Raw genomic sequence first — 16,944 nt, forward strand, 5'->3', positions numbered from 1 at the left:
AAAAAGGAGGACATGTTGATGAAAAAGTACCAAACCTATCTAGCGGCAGCAGCCCTGGCAGCAGCCCTTGTTCCAGCTATGGAGGCAAAGGCTGAGACAGATCTTTCTGTCAGTCAACCAAGTTCTGGAAGCAGCTTAGAAAGTCAACCTGTGGTTTCAGAGACAGGTGGATCCAGTAATGTAGCACCGGAAACAGCAACCCCTGCAACTAGCGAAGAGACTCATTCTTCTATCCTAGTTACAGAAACACCAACAGAGGAGTTGACACAGCCCAAAGAAGAGCCTCTTATTGCCACGACTGAGGAAAAAGATGTAGATGGACTGATTGCAGATATGACAGTCCGTCAAAAAATCACTCATATGTTGATGCCAGACTTTCGAAAATGGCAGGCAGAAGGTGAAGCTGCAGCAACGGATGTTACAGTTGTGCATGACGAGATTGCAGAAGCTATAGATCAGTATGACTTTGGAGGTGTTATCCTTTTTGCAGAAAATGTTAAGGCAACAGATCAGACCTTCCATTTAACCCAGGCCTTGCAAGATGCAGCTATCAGTAATAAAGCCAATAATGGAAAAATTCCTCTCTTGATTGGGATTGACCAAGAAGGTGGTATCGTCTATCGTTTAGGCTCAGGAACCGCTCTTCCTGGCAACATGGCAATCGGTGCAACGGATAGCACCATGATTGCGAAAGAAGCAGGTGAAATCATTGGTCGGGAGCTATCAGCCTTGGGCATCAACGTTGATTTCGCCCCAGTTTTGGATACCAATAATAATCCCAATAACCCTGTTATCGGCCTCCGTTCCTTCTCATCTGATCCTGAAAGAGTTGCTCGACTTGGTGTGGCTATGATGTCAGGTATTCAGGACTATAATGTAGCAGTTGCAGCCAAGCATTTCCCAGGGCATGGGGATACTGCGGTGGATTCCCATACTGGGCTTCCTTTGGTTGATAAGTCCTATGATCAGTTGAATGCTCTGGAACTCTTGCCTTTCAAAGTGGCAGTTGAAAATGGTGTCGATATGCTGATGACAGCCCATATCCAATACCCACAGATTGAAAAAGACAAGGTGATTTCAAAAGATTCTGGAGAAGAAATTTATATTCCGGCAACCTTGTCAGACGATATTTTAACAGGCCTAGTCCGAAACCAATATGGCTACGAAGGTATAATTATTTCAGATGCTATGGGGATGGATGCTATTGCCAAAAACTTTGGTGAGACAGAGGCTGCCTTGATGGCTATTCAAGCTGGTGTGGATATTGTCCTCATGCCGACTGTTCTTCGTTCCAAGGCGGATTTGGCAAAGATTGACCGAATCATTGATGCAATCGAAGTAGCGGTCCAGTCTGGTCAGTTAGATGAAAGTCGCCTGGATGCATCTGTAAAACGGATTTTGACTCTCAAGGAAAAACGAGGGGTCCTGAATTTCAAGACAGAAGATAAATCCCTAGAAACAGCTTTGGCACAAGTAGGTTCAGAGCTCAACCGTGATCTGGAACGAATGATTGCAGCAAGTGCCGTAACCGTTGTGAAAAATGACGACACCATTCTACCATTTAAGGTGACTGAAGGAGACCATGTCTTACTCCTTGGAGCTTACAACAATGAATTGCCAGGCCTAGAATTGGGAATGCGTCGCCTCAAAGCGGATGGTATCATCCCAGAAACGGTCACTTTTGAAGCTGTTCGTTACAACAATCAATCCACCATCGACCAGCTCAAAGAAAAAATTGATGCTGCTAGCCATGTTATTGTCATCTCAGAAATTGGTAGAGAAGCCCAGCTTGCGGCAGATGTATGGCTAACAAAAATCCCGACAGAAGTTGTAGCTTATGCCAACGAAACCAATAAAAAAGCAGCAGTCTTGAGTATTTCTAAACCATACGATGTGGCAAACTATCCAGCTGCCAAGGCCATCCTGGCAGTCTATGGCAACAAGGGGATGGATCCAACAGAATCCCTCCGCCCAGATAATGCATTTGGACCCAATATCACAGCAGGTGTCGAAGTTATTTTCAACGGTCTCAAACATATAGGCCGCTTACCAGTTGATATTCCGATGATTGAAAACGGAAGCTTATCAGACACAGCGATTGCTTATGGCATAAACTACGGACTTTTCTATAATGATCCTGTAAAACAGATTGAAGTCAATTTACCAGAGTCAGTTCCTCAAAACACCGCCTTTTCAGCCTTACTTAACTACCATAGTCTTTTGGGCTTGGAAAAAGCAGAGCATACGATCAAGATCCAAATCAATACCAAGCATTTCACTGCTCAACCGCACGAAACCTACACCATCGATGGAGATTATGTAATCTTTAACCGTGCAGCCAATGCAAGTGGGGATTTACAGCTTTATTTAGTAGGAACACAACTTGGAGAAGCCCAGCCAATCCTAGATATTGTCATTCAAGATGCCATTGGCCGTGTCTTCGGCCTTGAAGAAGCAGCCAATGATTTGCGCCCTGTCTATGTCGTGAAAGCAACAGATGACACCAAAGAGACAACGCATCCAACTGAAGGCGGAGCTGACAAGAAAAAGCTGGATACAAAACCAGTCATCCAACCACTTGCCAATAAGAAAGAAGAAACAAGTTCGAAACAGTTACCAAGTACAGGTCAAGTATCTGACCAGGCTAGTCTTATTCTTGGATTAGGACTGGGCATGTTGGCCTTGGCTTATAAGGGGAGAAGAGAGGTGTAAAATCAGGCTAACCTCTTGATAAACAGGCTGCTAACTCACTTTATGAAAAAAGGAAAATCAGCCCAAAGAAAAAAATTGTGAAAATTTGAGCGTAAATTTTGAAATCGGTATCAAAATCCAGTATAATGGATGATGTAAAAAAATATTTATTTTGAAAGTGAGATTTTACTTATGTCTAAAATCGTTGTTGTCGGTGCTAACCACGCAGGTACTGCCGCAATCAAAACTATGTTGACAAATTATGGTCAAGAAAACGAAATCGTTGTATTTGACCAAAACTCAAACATCTCATTCTTGGGTTGTGGTATGGCTTTGTGGATTGGTGAGCAAATTGCTGGTCCAGAAGGACTTTTCTACTCTGATAAAGAACAATTGGAAAGCATGGGCGCAAAAGTTTACATGGAGTCACCTGTTACAGCTATCGACTATGAATCAAAAACAGTTACTGCACTTGTAAACGGTCAAGAGCACGTTGAAGCTTACGACAAACTTCTCTTTGCGACAGGTTCACAACCAATCTTGCCACCAATCAAAGGTGCTGCAATCAAAGAAGGTTCTCTTGAATTTGAAGCAACTCTTGAAAACTTGCAATTCGTTAAATTGTACCAAAACTCAGCAGATGTTATTGAAAAATTGAAAAACAAAGACATCAACCGCGTAGCAGTAGTTGGTGCTGGTTACATCGGTGTTGAGCTTGCAGAAGCATTCCAACGTAAAGGCAAAGAAGTTATCCTTATCGACGTTGTAGACACATGTTTGGCTGGTTACTATGACCGCGACTTGTCAGACCTTATGGCTAAAAACATGGAAGACAACGGTATCAAACTTGCCTTTGGTGAAACTGTTCAAGAAGTTGCTGGTGATGGCAAAGTTGAGAAAATCATCACTGACAAGAACGAATACGATGTTGACATGGTTATCTTGGCTGTTGGTTTCCGTCCAAACACTGCATTTGCAGGTGAAGGAATCGAGCGCTTCCGTAACGGTGCCTTCCTTGTAAACAAACGCCAAGAAACTTCAATCCCAGGTGTATACGCTATCGGTGACTGTGCAACTATCTACGACAATGCTACTGGCGACACAAGCTACATCGCTTTGGCTTCAAACGCAGTACGTACTGGTATTGTAGCGGCTCACAACATCTGTGGTACTGACCTTGAAGGTATCGGTGTACAAGGTTCTAACGGTATCTCTATCTATGGTCTTAACCTTGTATCAACAGGTTTGACACTTGAAAAAGCTACTCGTCTTGGTTTGAACGCTGCTGTTACTGAAGTAACAGACAACCAAAAACCAGAATTCATGGAGCACGGTAACTTCCCAGTAACTATCAAGATCGTTTACGATAAAGATTCACGTCGTATCCTTGGTGCGCAAATGGCTGCTCGTGAAGATATCTCATTGGGTATCCACCTCTTCTCATTGGCAATCCAAGAAGGCGTAACAATTGAAAAATTGGCCTTGACAGACTTGTTCTTCTTGCCACACTTCAACAAACCATACAACTACATCACAGTAGCTGCCTTGGGTGCTGAATAATTAATTGAATACAAAAGCTCAGAGATGACTCTGGGCTTTTTTCTACCATTTGTCAAGCCTATCAAGGTATTTGATGAAAAATATTTTGAGTTCAATAGTCAAAATAAGGAAATTGTTTTCTTTTGGACTAAAGTTTCGTGTAAAAAAGAGTACACGAAATTAACACCTTATGTTGAAAATTTTTGATAAGGTGTTACAATAATATTGCATAAACAATCTTACTGATTTTGGGTTAAAGTGTAATCGTAAAGTTTGTTATGCGTTATGAGGTAATACATTGTCCGAATGAGACGATGTATGGAGGCAATCGTGTGTGGCTTTGTAGAAGTCGTTTGCGATTGTCTTTTTCGTTTCTCATAAAAGTCGGCGATATGGCAAGGATTGGTGTGACTGGCTGAAGCGATATTGTGAATGCATTTGAACAGAATCTTTCTAGCGTAGGGATTGCCACGCTTGGTAATGTGTTCCTTAGCGAGGAAGTTACCAGATTCATAGTGTCTCAGGTCAATACCGATAAAGGCATTGATTTGATTGGCAGACTGAAAACGGCGAATATCTCCCAGTTCACCAATAATACTTGTTGCAGTAGTCTCAGCTATTCCAGGAATAGAGAGCAGAATGTCATATTCAGGTAATGGCTGAGCTAGTTCCACCATTTGGTCTAGGACAGTTTGTCTCTGTTCAGAAAGCCGAAGCAATTCTTTTCCATAGTAACGCACCTCTTCCAGCATTGGAGAGGTTTTCTTGACGGCACAATAAGATTGATTAGCTAGTGCTATCAGCTTCTCAGCTAAGTACGCCACACGCTTGTCAGAAATCCGTTTTGAGGTGGACTGACGAATGCTCTCTGAGAGTTCGTCCTTGCTTAAATGAAGCACGAAGTCCTTGCAAGGAAAAGCTATGACCAGGTTCCAGTATTGTTCGCCAGATGGTGTTGATAAGATATTTTCCAATTCAGGAAAAGTGACTTGTAAGACCTTGTGCAGACGGTTTTTAGCTCGAACAATGTCCTCGGTCAGATTCTGATAGAAACGGCTAAGATCCCGCAAGTTTTGGTAGACTTCTTCTTGGACATAAGTGGGTTTACGATTCAGCACAAATTGAGATTGAGCCAGTTTTTCGGCGTCAATTTGATCTGTTTTCCGCACACGCAAGCTATCCAGTTGCTTCTTAGCTTCTAAGGGATTAAGCCGTGTATAAGCATAGCCATTATCTTCTAGAAAAGTTTGGAGACGGCGAGAGTAGACACCTGTTGCTTCAAAGATGATTTCTGGCTTATGGACGGTTCTCAAATCGCCAAGTAGCCAAGCAAAGCCTAAGGCGTCATTGGATATGGTATAGCCATGAACTTTCTCACCATTGACTAGAATGGCCACTTCTGAACTTACCTTACTCACATCAATCCCAAAAACTGCACGCATGATATTACCTCTTTGTCTTGAATGATTCCTTGTTTTAGTGATGTCATTTTCAATACTCGACGTCTGGCGTCCCACATACTTTGATAACATTCTTTCTAAAACAGGTGTCTTGCCAGTTTTTGTTGCGACGTCTAGCGTCAAAAAGCCCTACGACTTAACAAGACACCTCTACTTTATCATAAAGAAAAAGTAGTGAGTACTCTCTCCCGTCGGAGATTTCCTCACTACTAATCTTAGTATGTTTTAGTTGTCGTCTATCACATTGTCCACTGCCTATTGAGAGATTTTTTGGTATAATGGAGAGAATGATTTTTTAGAGAGAGTATGAGAACATGAACCCTTTATTAAACGGAATGAATGACAGACAGGCAGAAGCGGTACAGACGACGGAAGGTCCGCTATTGATTATGGCAGGAGCTGGTTCGGGTAAGACGCGAGTCCTGACCCATCGCATCGCTTACTTGATTGATGAGAAAATGGTCAATCCTTGGAATATCTTGGCCATTACCTTTACCAACAAGGCGGCACGGGAGATGAAGGAGCGGGCCTATGCCCTCAATCCTGCAACTCAGGATAGCTTGATTGCGACCTTCCACTCCATGTGTGTACGAATTTTGCGTCGGGATGCCGACCATATCGGTTACAACCGCAACTTCACCATTGTGGACCCAGGTGAGCAACGGACACTGATGAAACGTATCCTCAAGCAGCTGGATCTGGACCCTAAAAAATGGAGCGAACGGACCATTTTAGCTACTATTTCCAATGCCAAGAACGACTTGATTGACGATGTAGCTTACGAAGCCCAAGCGGGCGACCTCTACACGCAGATTGTCGCAAAATGCTACAAGGCTTACCAAAAGGAACTGCGGCAGTCAGAGGCCGTTGACTTTGATGACTTGATCATGTTGACGCTCCGACTTTTTGATCAAAATCCAGAGGTCCTGACCTATTACCAGCAGAAGTACCAGTACATCCATGTCGATGAGTATCAGGATACCAACCATGCTCAGTACCAATTGGTCAAGCTCCTGGCATCGCGTTTCAAGAATATCTGCGTGGTCGGAGATGCGGACCAGTCTATCTACGGATGGCGTGGAGCGGATATGCAGAATATCCTGGACTTTGAAAAGGATTATCCAGAGAGCAAGGTCGTGCTTTTGGAGGAGAATTATCGCTCCACCAAGACTGTCTTGCAGGCGGCTAATGAGGTCATCGAAAACAACCGCAACCGCCGTCCTAAGAAACTCTGGACGCAAAATGCGGAGGGTGACAAGATTACCTACTACAAGGCCAGCGATGAAAATGACGAGGCTATTTATGTAGCCGGTCAGATTGACCAGCTGGTTCGGTCAGGCAAGACCTACAAGGACTTCGCCGTTCTCTATCGGACCAATGCCCAGTCCCGTACTATCGAGGAAGCCCTGCTCAAGTCTAACATTCCTTACACCATGGTCGGCGGCACCAAGTTCTACAGCCGTAAGGAAATCCGCGACGTCATTTCCTACCTCAATCTCATTGCCAACCCGTCAGATAATATCTCCTTTGAGCGTGTGGTCAACGAACCTAAACGTGGAGTGGGGCCTGGCACGGTTGATAAAATCCGTGACTTTGCGACCAAGCAAGACATGTCCCTGCTCGAAGCCAGCCAGCACATCATGCTATCTGGCATCAAGGGCAAGGCTGCTCAGGCAGTTTGGGATTTTTCAACTTTGATTTACAACCTGCGAGATCGCCTAGATAGCTTGACTGTGACAGAGTTGGTCGAAGAAGTTCTCAACCAGTCTGGCTACCTCAACGCCCTTGCTATCCAAGGCACCATTGAGGCCAATGCTCGCATAGAGAACATTCAGGAATTCCTGTCTGTGACCAAAAACTTCGATGAAAAGGGGAGCGAGGAGGAGGAAACAGGACTTGAAACCCTCAGCCGCTTCCTCAATGACCTGGCCTTGATTGCCGATACGGACGATGACAGCCGCGAGGCATCTGAGGTCACCCTCATGACACTCCACGCTGCTAAGGGGTTGGAGTTCCCAGTTGTCTTCCTGATTGGCATGGAGGAAAATGTCTTCCCGCTCAGCCGTGCTTCCGAGGAAGAAGCGGAGTTGGAGGAGGAACGCCGTCTGGCCTACGTGGGAATCACCCGTGCTGAGCAGATCCTCTATTTGACCAATGCCAACTCCCGCCTGCTCTTTGGTCGGACCAACTACAACCAACCTAGCCGTTTCATTCGGGAGATTTCCAGCGACCTCCTCGACTACCAAGGTCTTGCCCGCCCTGCCAATACCAGCTTTAAGGCTTCCTATGTCAATGGCAGAGCGACTCAGTTTGGCCAAGGTATGAGCTTGCAGCAGGCCCTCCAAAGTCGTAAATCCTCTGTTCAACCCAGCCGAGGATTGGGAGGCAACCTCCCATTTGGAAATACTAGCACTGGCAAAACCACCGATTGGTCAGTTGGCGATATTGCTCTACATAAAAAGTGGGGCAGAGGAACAGTTCTAGAAGTATCAGGCACAGGAACCAATCAAGAACTCAAAATCAACTTCCCAGAAATGGGTCTCAAAAAAGTCTTGGCTAGTTTGGCACCGATTGAGAAGGAATAGATTCAAAAAAGAGGATAAAGTATTTCCTCTTTTTTTGTCTTTCTATAAACCCGAGATGAAGAGAAATAAACAGAAAAAAATGTTAACTTTTACAAATCGACTCTTGTAAAAAAAACAGAGAAATTACACATATGAAAATATTTCATGTATCAAGTTAATATTCTATATAGTATTTGTGATAATATGCAAAAAAAGTGGTGAAATTCGATAGGAATAAGATTGTAAAATGATAGTAATACACTTTTTTGCTATTAAAATACATGATGTTAATATATTTTCGCGAAAATTAGATGCAAAATTTGGGTGATAATCTAAATTTTTTGTAAAATTTTCCTGGTTTTTGAGTAAAAACATTTGTAATTTTCCTTTTTAAGGGTTAAAATGTAGGTGACAAATTTTGAATCTTGTCTAAAAAGTAAATTATATGGCAAATGAAGAAGTTTGAGCATTTATATTTTTGGGGGGACATATGCGCAAAACCAATAAGAAAAAATTCGATTGGTATGGAATGAGACAACATTTCTCAATCCGCAAATATCATTTTGGCGCAGCGAGTGTTTTGCTTGGTTTGTCTTTGGCAACCGGAGCACAAGCAGTAAAAGCTGAGGAAGTAACAGCCGATTCATCAGCAGCTACTACAGTACAAAGTTCGACTAGTACAGAGGTAGTAGCATCATCTACAGGTGTTGCGGCTTCAACAGAAGCAGTAACAGCAACTGAAACTTCAACTAGCACAGCAGCTGAACGTACTGTTGAAGTATCTTATATTGTTCAGTATGTTTTGGCAGACGGTAGCTTGGTAAATGCTACAGTTGCTTCAGCATCTGTTACAACAACTGATGCGCTTGCATCAACTGACGTTACAGTAAATGCTGCAGTTCCTGCTGGCTATGAATTGGCAGCGGATCAAGCAGCTACAGTTACACAAACAGTAACTGAAAACGGAGAAAACATCATTACTGTGACAGTTGCTCCTGTAGCAACAGAAACAACAGAAGTTGCTCCTACTGAGGCAGTAGCAGCTACTGAAACAACTACAGAAACTCCAGCAACAACTGAAGTTGCTACAGTAACACCAGCTGTTCCAACAACAGTTGAAGAAGCAAAAGTAGTTCTTGAGCAAGTTATCTCAGAAGCACAAGTTTTGTCAAACGAAGCATCACGCTTGTACGCAACAACTCAAGCTGGTAACGAAGCTTTGAAAACGGCTGCTGATGCAACACAATTAGCAGTGACAGAAGCAAATGCAGTCTTGACTGACTCACTTGCAACTCTTGAGCAAGTAAACGCTCAAATCAATGCGGTTCGTACAAACGTTGAAGCCTTGGCAGTGGAGTTCCGTAAATTCTCTCCAGACGGTGAAGTTTCAGTAGCCTTGTTTGAATTGGCGGGAACGACAGCAGGCTTGAACAACATTGGTGACGGTGTGGGTACGCTTATCAACTCTGGTACAACAGCAACAGCACCAATGACTGATGCAAACGGTGCGTCTGTAGAATCACGTGTTGACACAAAATATGCACCAACTGAAGTAGCAGGTTATTATACTCTCAATTACCTTCCGGTAAGTTACTATGATGTAATTATGGGCTACCAACGTTATAAGCCTACTGGTGGAACGTCAACTGGTGGTGCTTACTTCCGTGCTTCTATCAAGTCAACAAACGTTGCTGATCCGATCCTCTTGGAATTGGTTGCTAAGGATGGCACTCTTCTTGAGAGTCATTACATGACACCAAACGTAGCAACAGACTTTACCTACTTCCAAGCTACATCTGGTGTTAATAAGCCGATGACTGCGACTATTCGTACAGACGTAGCGTCTGATACTGTTGTTGGTCAAATCTTTATTCAATTTGATGACAATACGGTTGCAACTGTTTCATCGCCGTCTCAAATGCCAAATACTTTAATTTCTCAGCCATGGGAATACACTACTTACTATAAGACAACGGCTGATTCTACAAATGAAACACTTGCTACTTACACTATCGTAGGTGTACCAGGTAACACGGTAACACCATCTGGAACTCGTGAATTCGGTGGTTACGAGTATGTCAATACTACGACAGAAAGTATTACTGTAAACCAAGTTGCAGGAGCACCATATGTTGAGCGTACTCGTGCACATGTTAACGGAACCTACCATAAAACCGTAGCGACACCGGTAGGCGATGATGGTTCTATCAAATTAGATCTTTATTTTGCAGATCCTAACTCTACTGCTACTCCTGATTTCCAAACAACCACTGAAGAAAATTTCATTAAAGTACTATCAACACAGACAATGGGGTATACAGAAACCAATACGACCCATATGTTAGCATCTGACTTGTTTGATAAGTACCCTATCTACTTTGTAGATGCTTCTACAGAAGCAGCTGTTGGTACAGATAAGGGTCCAGTTCCTGCCAAGGGGACTCGATTGACAAGCGCTGATCAGTTGGACCTTAACAACTTGACTAGTTTAACTCAGTACTTCCAAGTTACCTTCAAAGAGGATGCAGCAGCTGGTGAACTCTCCTTTGTTCGTATTGGGGTTGCAGCAGTCGGTCAAACCAAAACTGTTCGTTTGGAGTACAACGTTAAGGGAGATGGTACAGAAACAAATGATCAGGCTGACGGTACTACTCAACGTATAACAACTTATAAGGGTACATTCATCTCTGTTAGCTTGGAAAACAAGCCTACTATTGTAACTGAAACGACTCACTGGTATCGTCCAGTTCTTCAGGAAGCCATCATCCGCTACCAAGTTGAAGGCGAAACGACTTACCTTGAAGAGTCTGACACCTTGACAGGTAATCCGGGTACAGATATCAACTACTCAACAGAAGATACCATTAACAAGTATAAGAAATTGGGATATGAGTTGGTATCTGACAACTTCACAACAGACGCAGGTCAAGACTACGACTACGATACAACTGTTAAGCAAGAATTCCTTGTTGTGATCAAGCCACGTGTCGTTGATGTACCTAAGACTGTTGTACCAGGTGACCCAGTCGATCCAACAGATCCAAACTCACCAGTATGGCCAGCAACTGTTGAAAACTTGGAAACAACTCAAGAAGTAACTCGTACAGTTGAATACAAGTATGAAGATGGTACACCAGTTCGTGTAGATGCATCCGGCAACATTTTGCCAAAAGACTCTACAGAAGGTACACCACTTGTTAAGACTGAAACAGTAACCTTCACTCGTCCAGCTCAAGTAAACCTTGTAACTGGTGAAGTGACTTACGGTGACTGGGCAGCAGATACAACGGACACACTTAGCGGAAACCAAATTCCAGCTATCACTGACTACACAGCAACTCGTACGACCCTTGAGGGTGTAGATGCGCCAATGTCTGAAACAGTTATTCCTAAGACAGTAGCTGCGACAGATGCGGACATCAATGAAGTTGTTTACTACACTCCAAATCCTAAGTACGGAGATGTTGTCGTTAACTATGTAAACACAGACGGCAAAGTCATCGCAACTCCTGTTGTAGATACAAACGATGCTCTTGTAGGTACAGATTACTCTACTGCTGATCGTGTGCCAGAGAAAATCGTTGAAGATGCTACTGGTGATGTTTACTACTATAAAGAAATCAAACCTGAAGATGCAGCCAAAGAAACTGGCACAGTCGTAGAAGGTACTACAGAAGTAACCTACGTTTACGAAAAAGCTGGCGATGTTGTTATCAAGTATGTAGATGTAAATGGTACTGAATTGAAAGCACCAGTTGCTGATACTACAGACGGCAAACCAGGTTCAGACTACAACACAGCTGAAGGTACTGAAAAACCAGCTACTATCACAACAGCAGACGGTAAAGTCTACGCACTTGTTCCAGCAGGTGACTACCCAGTCGGTACAGTAGCAGCAGACAGCAACTTGGCATCAGGCGCAACTCCAACAGGTACTGTTGAAGCAGGCGTAACTAAAGAAGTCACTTATGTTTACCAAGAAGTGAAATCTGACGTTGTTGTTGAGTACTACGATACAGAAGGTAATGTCATTGCGAAGACTGTGACAGATACAAATGACGCATCAGTTGGTACAGTCTACAACACAGACGAAGATAACCGTCCAGAGACGATTACTGCTGAAGATGGCACTGTTTACTACTACAAAGAAGTGAAAGACACTTCTGCACCAACAACTGGTAAAGTAGCAGAAACAACAACAACTGTTCAGTATGTCTATGAAAAAGCTGGTAACGTTGTGGTTAACTACATCACTGAAGACGGTACAGTTATCAAGTCACCTGTAAAAGACGAAACAAACGCTAAACCAGGTACTGAATACAACACAACAGATAACAAACCAACGACTATCACTACTGAAGATGGTAAGACTTACGAATTGATCCCAACTGCAACAATCGGTAACGAAACTGGTAACGTTGAAGCAGGTAAGACAACAGAAGTAACTTACGTCTACAAAGAAGTGAAAGGTTCAGTTGTTGTTAACTACGTAACGACTGACGGAACTGTTCTCCAAGCACCTGTTACAGACACACCAGAAACTTCAACAGGTACTCCATACGACACAACAGATGTTAAGCCAGAAACTATCACTACAGCAGATGGCAAGACATACAAACTTGTTCCAGCCCTTACAAAAGGTTCTGAAACAGGCGATGTTGTTCCAGGCGTAACTGAAGTAACTTATGTTTACGAAGAAGTAAAAGGTGACGTTGTTGTTAACTATGTAAACACTGCAGGTGAAGTGATCGCTCCACAAGTAGTTGATACGAAGACAACTTCAACAGGTACTGCTTACGACACAACTGACAACAAACCAGCTAAGATTACAACTGAAGATGGCACAGTTTACTACTACAAAGAAGTAGACGCTAAGTCAGCTACTGAAACTGGTAAGGTTGTAGAAGGTACAACAGCTATCACTTACGTTTACGAGCAAGCAGGTAACGTTGTAGTTAACTACACACTCGCAGACGGTACAGTGATTAAGGCACCTGTAAATGATGAAACAAACGCTCAACCAGGAACTGAGTACAACACAACAGATAACAAGCCAGAAACCATTACAACAGAAGATGGTAAGACTTACAAGCTTGTTCCAACTGCAACAATCGGTAACGAAACTGGTAATGTTGAAGCAGGTAAGACAACAGAAGTAACTTACATCTACGAAGAAGTGAAAGGTAACGTTGTTGTTGAGTACTACAACACTGCAGGCGAGAAGATCGCTACTGATGTTGAAGATACACCAGCTTCATCAACAGGTACAGCTTACTCAACTCTTGACAACAAACCAGAAACAATCACTGCAGCAGACGGTACAGTTTACTACTACAAAGAAGTGAAAGCTGACTCAGCAGCTGAAACAGGTGATGTCGTTGAAGGTACTACAACAGTTAAATATGTTTACGAGCCAGCAGGTTCAGTAACAGTTAACTACGTAACAACAGACGGTACAGTTATCAAGTCACCAGTTAAGGATGAAGAAAACGCTGAACCAGGTAAGACATACTCAACAGAAGACAACAAACCAACTACTATCACAACAGAAGATGGCAAGACATACAAACTTGTTCCAAGCGCAACTACAGGCGAAGAGAACGGTACAGTAACTTCTGGTGAAGACAAGCAAGTCACTTATGTTTACGAAGAAGTGAAAGGTTCTGTTGTTGTTAACTATGTAACAACAGACGGTACAGTTATCCAAGCACCTGTTACAGATACACCAGAAACTTCAACAGGTACTCCATACGACACAACAGATGTTAAGCCAGAAACAATCACAACTGCAGACGGCAAGACATACAAACTTGTTCCAACCCTTACAAAAGGTTCTGAAACAGGCGATGTTGTTCCAGGCGTAACTGAAGTAACCTATGTTTACGAAGAAGTGAAGGGTGATGTTGTTGTTAACTACGTAAACACTGCAGGTGAAGTGATCGCTCCACAAGTAGTTGATACGAAGACAACTTCAACAGGTACTGCTTACGACACAACTGACAACAAACCAGCTAAGATTACAACTGAAGATGGCACAGTTTACTACTACAAAGAAGTAGACGCTAAGTCAGCTACTGAAACTGGTAAGGTTGTAGAAGGCACTACTGAAATCACTTACGTTTACGAGCCAGCAGGTTCAGTAACCGTTAACTATGTGACAACTGATGGTACAGTAATCAAGTCTCCAGTTAAGGATGAAGAAAATGCTGAACCAGGTAAGACATACTCAACAGAAGACAACAAACCAACGACTATCACAACAGAAGATGGTAAGACCTACAAACTTGTTCCAAGCGCAACTACAGGCGACGAGAACGGTACAGTAACTTCTGGTGAAGACAAGCAAGTCACTTACGTTTACGAAGAAGTGAAAGGCTCAGTTGTTGTTAACTACATCGATACTGAAGGTAATGTTATCAAAGCTCCTGTTACAGATACTCCATCTACATCAACAGGTACAGCTTACGATACAACTGATAACAAACCAACAACGATCACAACCGAAGACGGTACAACTTATGAGCTTGTTCCAGTCCTTACAAAAGGTTCTGAAACTGGTACAGTTGTAGAAGGTGAAACAGTTGTTACTTACGTTTACCGTAAGGTTGTTACTCCAACTCCAGATGTGAAGACAGGTTCTGTTGTTATCCGTTATGTTGAAGCTGGTAACGAATCAAACGTTCTGAAAGACCCAGTTCTTGATGAGAACGCTGTTGCAACAGGTACTAAGTACGATACGACTGACGAAGGTGATAAGCCAACTGAAATCGTTAAAGACGGTGTACGTTATGTATTGGTTCCATCTAAGACAACTGCTGTAGATCCAAATGGTAATGTCGTTACTGAAACAGGTGAAGTTGCTGAAGGTACTACTGTCATTACTTACAAGTACCAGAAAGTTGCTAACTGGATCCCACAAATTCCTGCAACACCAGAGAATCCAACTCCAGTTAACCCAGTAATTCCTTATCCATTCGATCCAACCAACCCAGATAAGCCAATCGATCCAACAACACCTTACCCAGACGGTGAAGTTCCATCAATCCCACATGTTCCAGGCTTCACACCAGTTGATCCTAAGGACAATACACCATTGAAACCGGTAGATCCAAATGATCCAGGTAAGGGTTATGTGCCACCAACTCCAGACGAGTCAGGTATCGACACACCAATCCCTTACGTACAAAACGGTAACGTTGTGGTGAACTATGTAACAGAAGATGGCACAGTCATCAAGTCACCTGTAAATGATGAAACAGATGCACCAGCTGGTAAGTCTTATGATACAACCGACAACAAACCAACAGAGATTGTTACAGAAGACGGTTCACGTTATGTATTGATCCCATCTAAGACAGTTGGCTCTGAAACAGGTTCTGTTGAAGGCGGTAAGACAACAGAAATCACTTATGTGTATAAGAAGGTTGCGAACTGGATTCCAGAAATTCCGTCAACACCGGAAAATCCAACACCAGTTAACCCAGTTATCCCTTATCCGTTTGACCCAACAAATCCTGACAAGCCAATTGATCCAACAACACCAGGTACAAATGGTGAAGTTCCATCAATCCCACATGTTCCAGGTTACACACCAGTTGATCCTAAGGACAATACACCATTGAAACCGGTTGATCCAACAGATCCAAGCAAGGGTTATGTACCACCAACTCCAGATGAAACTGGTAAAGATACACCAATTCCTTATGTTCAAAATGGTAACGTTGTTGTTAACTATGTGACTGAAGACGGTACAGTGATTAAGACACCTGTTCAAGACGAAACAAACGCTCCAGCAGGTAAGTCTTACGACACAACTGATAACAAGCCAAATACTATCACTACAGAGGATGGTACAACTTATGAGCTTGTTCGTGTTGATGGTTCAGAAACTGGTACTGTTGTAGGTGGTAAGACTACTGAAGTAACTTACGTTTACCGTAAAGTAGAAACTCCTGCTAAGAAAGTTGTAACAAACCACGTTGACGAAAATGGTAACCCAATTGCACCGCAAGAAGAGGGTACAACACCTAACAAGTCAATCCCAGGATATGAGTTCACAGGTAAGACTGTAACAGATCCAGATGGTAACACAACTCACATCTACCGCAAGGTTGAAACACCTGCTAAGAAAGTTGTAACAAACCACGTTGACGAACAAGGCAATCCAATTGCACCGCAAGAGGATGGAACAACACCGAATAAGTCAATTCCAGGTTATGTTTATACTGGTATCACAACAACCGATGAAAACGGTAATACAACCCATGTTTACCGTAAGGTTGTAACAAACCACGTTGACGAAAATGGTAACCCAATTGCACCGCAAGAAGAGGGTACAACACCGAATAAGTCAATCCCAGGTTATGAGTACACAGGTAAAACAATCACTCTTCCAAATGGAGATACGATTCATGTTTACCGTAAGATTCCTACGAATCCTACAAATCCTGTAACACCACAACCAGGAACTCCTGAGCCAGGCACACCAAACCCAGGAACTCCAAAACCTGCTCCAGGTGTACCAGGTTCATCACGTCAAACAGCACAATTGCCAAGCACTGGTGAAACAAGCACAACAGCTGCTTCAACACTTGGATTGGGACTTCTTGCAGGAGCATTAGTTCTTGCTGGCAAACGTCGCCGTAAGGAAGATTAATCTTCTATCAAAGAAAAGGGAAATTCCCTTTTCT

5 protein-coding genes are annotated in these 16,944 nt (G+C 43.0%); 4 read left to right on the top strand and 1 reads right to left on the bottom strand.

Annotation, left to right across the window (positions count from 1 at the left end; all coding sequences use genetic code 11):
* Positions 1-18 precede the first annotated feature (18 nt).
* Both PXH68_RS03710 and nox read left to right on the top strand, forming a co-directional pair.
* Positions 19-2,712, top strand: coding sequence for a glycoside hydrolase family 3 protein (locus PXH68_RS03710; RefSeq protein WP_398582970.1), 2,694 nt, complete (start codon positions 19-21; stop codon positions 2,710-2,712).
* A 171-nt stretch (positions 2,713-2,883) separates the two neighbouring features.
* The gene (nox, locus tag PXH68_RS03715) at positions 2,884-4,251 is read left to right on the top strand and encodes a H2O-forming NADH oxidase (protein WP_248027308.1); all 1,368 of its coding nucleotides are present in this window, start codon (positions 2,884-2,886) and stop codon (positions 4,249-4,251) included.
* Positions 4,252-4,469: 218 nt separating this feature from the next.
* On the opposite strand, the gene PXH68_RS03720 is transcribed toward nox, so the two are convergent.
* Positions 4,470-5,672: an IS110 family RNA-guided transposase gene (locus PXH68_RS03720; RefSeq protein WP_316716070.1), complete on the bottom strand. Its 1,203-nt coding sequence runs from the start codon at positions 5,670-5,672 to the stop codon at positions 4,470-4,472.
* Positions 5,673-6,004: 332 nt separating this feature from the next.
* Here PXH68_RS03720 and pcrA point away from each other — a divergent pair, with 332 nt between their 5' ends.
* On the top strand, positions 6,005-8,275 hold the full coding sequence (gene pcrA / locus PXH68_RS03725; protein WP_248028520.1) for a DNA helicase PcrA: 2,271 nt from the start codon (positions 6,005-6,007) through the stop codon (positions 8,273-8,275).
* A gap of 469 nt (positions 8,276-8,744) precedes the next feature.
* On the top strand, positions 8,745-16,910 hold the full coding sequence (locus PXH68_RS03730) for a MucBP domain-containing protein (protein ID WP_248028521.1): 8,166 nt from the start codon (positions 8,745-8,747) through the stop codon (positions 16,908-16,910).
* Positions 16,911-16,944: the final 34 nt, after the last annotated feature.

The organism is Streptococcus sp. 29896, assembly GCF_032594915.1.
GTDB lineage: Bacteria > Bacillota > Bacilli > Lactobacillales > Streptococcaceae > Streptococcus > Streptococcus suivaginalis.

What these genes read in the sequence shown, in the direction of transcription:
- pcrA (WP_248028520.1), top strand. Translation starts at nt 6,005, where the DNA reads ATGAACCCTTTATTAAACGGAATGAATGACAGACAGGCAGAAGCGGTA.
- PXH68_RS03730 (WP_248028521.1), top strand. Translation starts at nt 8,745, where the DNA reads ATGCGCAAAACCAATAAGAAAAAATTCGATTGGTATGGAATGAGACAA.
- nox (WP_248027308.1), top strand. Translation starts at nt 2,884, where the DNA reads ATGTCTAAAATCGTTGTTGTCGGTGCTAACCACGCAGGTACTGCCGCA.
- PXH68_RS03710 (WP_398582970.1), top strand. Translation starts at nt 19, where the DNA reads ATGAAAAAGTACCAAACCTATCTAGCGGCAGCAGCCCTGGCAGCAGCC.
- PXH68_RS03720 (WP_316716070.1), bottom strand. Translation starts at nt 5,672, where the DNA reads ATGCGTGCAGTTTTTGGGATTGATGTGAGTAAGGTAAGTTCAGAAGTG.